Raw genomic sequence first — 1,820 nt, 5'->3', positions numbered from 1 at the left:
GTCGCGCTGATCAGCGGCAAAGCCCAGACGCTCGTTGGCTTCCACGGTATCGGCGCCGCCGTCCTGCAATTCGTAGGCGCGGATCTTGTTCAGCAGCCCGATGCCGCGCCCTTCCTGACGCAGATACAGCAACACGCCACGGCCTTCGCGCGCAATCGCCTGCAAAGCTGCCTCTAATTGCGAGCCGCAGTCGCAACGCTGGCTGAACAAGGCATCGCCGGTCAGGCATTCGGAATGCAGGCGACCGAGTACCGGGGCGCCATCGGCAATTTCACCGAGGCTCAGCACGACGTGCTCACGCCCGGTGCTCTCATCGAGAAAGCCGTGCATGGTGAATTGCGCAAAAGGCGTTGGCAGCTTGGAAGCGGCGACGAAGACGACAGGCACCGATGTGCTCCTGATCTAGAAGACTGAAAATTCGCAGGCGGGCATTGTAACAGCAGGTTCCTGTGGACGCTTAGGCTGAATTATCGGGCATAACCATCAAAAAGTTTGATGACAGCTGCCATGCGCTGGTCCTCTGTGGGAGCGAGCCTGCTCGCGAAGGCGGCGTGTCAGTCGATTCAAATGCGGCTGAACCAATGCCTTCGCGAGCAGGCTCGCTCCCACAGGACATTGTGATCATTTTGGATCAAACGGATACGGCTGCTGCCACTTCTCGAAGACCGGCTTCAACTCTCCGCTCTTGACCAGCTCCGCCATGCGCCGGTCATACAGCGCCATCAACGCGCGAGCCTGTGGGGTATCGGCGAAACCGAGAAACAGCGGCAACTCAGTCAGATGCGAATAGCGATACTGCGCCGGATCCGCGGCATCGCGCACGACCGCTTCAATCTCGGTCAGCGCATCGATGTAGTAATCCGCCCGGCCCTGCTTGAGCATCAGCAGAATGCCGGTGCGCCGTTCGATCTGGTTGAAGCGCTGGATGTTCGGCAAGTAGTTTTCGTAGCGGTAGCCGCGCACCCAGGCCAACCGATATTTGCCCAGGGTCGCCTGGGTCGGCGGCGGGCTGCTGGCCAGGCCCAGCGCGTAGATGTGATCAGAATCGAACTTCGATTGCGGGTACAGCACATGCTCGGCTTCGTCGCGGTAGGAGCCGACCAGCGCGTCGACTTCCTTCAACTGCACCAGCCCGATCGAACGGGTGTACGGCACCGTGCGGATGTCCAGCTTGACCCCGGCCGGCTCGAACACTTTGCGCAACACGTCCCAGGCCAGACCGTGACCATCGGCGGCGGTGTAATCCTCCCAGTCTTCGCTGGCCAGATGGATCACCCCAGGCACAGGCGCGGCGGCCTGCGCATGGGCGAACGTGCCCAGCAGAGCCAGAAGCAGCAGCGCCAACCCGCGTCGCAGCATTGCGTGTTTCCTCACGTGAGTCGAATCAGGCGAATATCCAGACCAGCCCTTGCATCGCCAGCCAGGCGAACACACCGGCCAGCACGTCGTCGAGCATGATGCCGACGCCGCCATGCACGTGCTTGTCGATCCAGCGGATCGGCCACGGCTTGAGAATATCGAAGAAGCGGAACACCAGAAAACCCGCGAGCAACCAGTACCAGCCTTCCGGCACCAGCCACAGGGTGATCCACATGCCGACCATTTCGTCCCAGACGATGCCTTCGTGGTCGTGCACGCGCAAATCGTCAGCGACTTTGCCGCACAGCCAGAAGCCGAACAGCATGGTGATGCCAAGCATCAGCCAGTAGCCCCAGTCGGGCAGCATCTGCCACAGCGGAATGAACGGCAGCGCCACCAGCGAGCCCCACGTGCCCGGCGCTTTTGGCAAGGTGCCGGAGCCGAAGCCGAACGCGAGGAAA

At 61.6% G+C, this 1,820-nt stretch carries 3 protein-coding genes; all 3 read right to left on the bottom strand.

All coding sequences use genetic code 11. The features are described from left to right. A partial coding sequence (gene ribA, locus OQK_RS14285) for a GTP cyclohydrolase II RibA (protein ID WP_016772985.1) occupies window positions 1-387 on the bottom strand: 387 nt, incomplete at its 3' end. A 234-nt stretch (window positions 388-621) separates the two neighbouring features. Then, on the bottom strand, window positions 622-1,359 hold the full coding sequence (locus OQK_RS14280) for a substrate-binding periplasmic protein (protein ID WP_016772984.1): 738 nt from the start codon (window positions 1,357-1,359) through the stop codon (window positions 622-624). Between the two features lie 25 nt (window positions 1,360-1,384). After that, window positions 1,385-1,820, bottom strand: a 436-nt coding sequence (locus OQK_RS14275) for a phosphatidylglycerophosphatase A family protein (protein ID WP_016772983.1), incomplete at its 5' end; no start/stop codon positions are given.

Origin of the sequence: Pseudomonas sp. R62 (assembly GCF_000257605.1) — a bacterium.
GTDB classification, from domain to species: Bacteria; Pseudomonadota; Gammaproteobacteria; order Pseudomonadales; family Pseudomonadaceae; genus Aquipseudomonas; species Aquipseudomonas atacamensis.
Note: the sequence above shows the minus strand (reverse complement) of the source record. Positions and strands in the feature narration are given on the sequence as shown.

Excerpts from the sequence above, each read along its gene's own strand:
- OQK_RS14280 (WP_016772984.1), bottom strand. The coding sequence starts at position 1,359 with ATGCTGCGACGCGGGTTGGCGCTGCTGCTTCTGGCTCTGCTGGGCACG.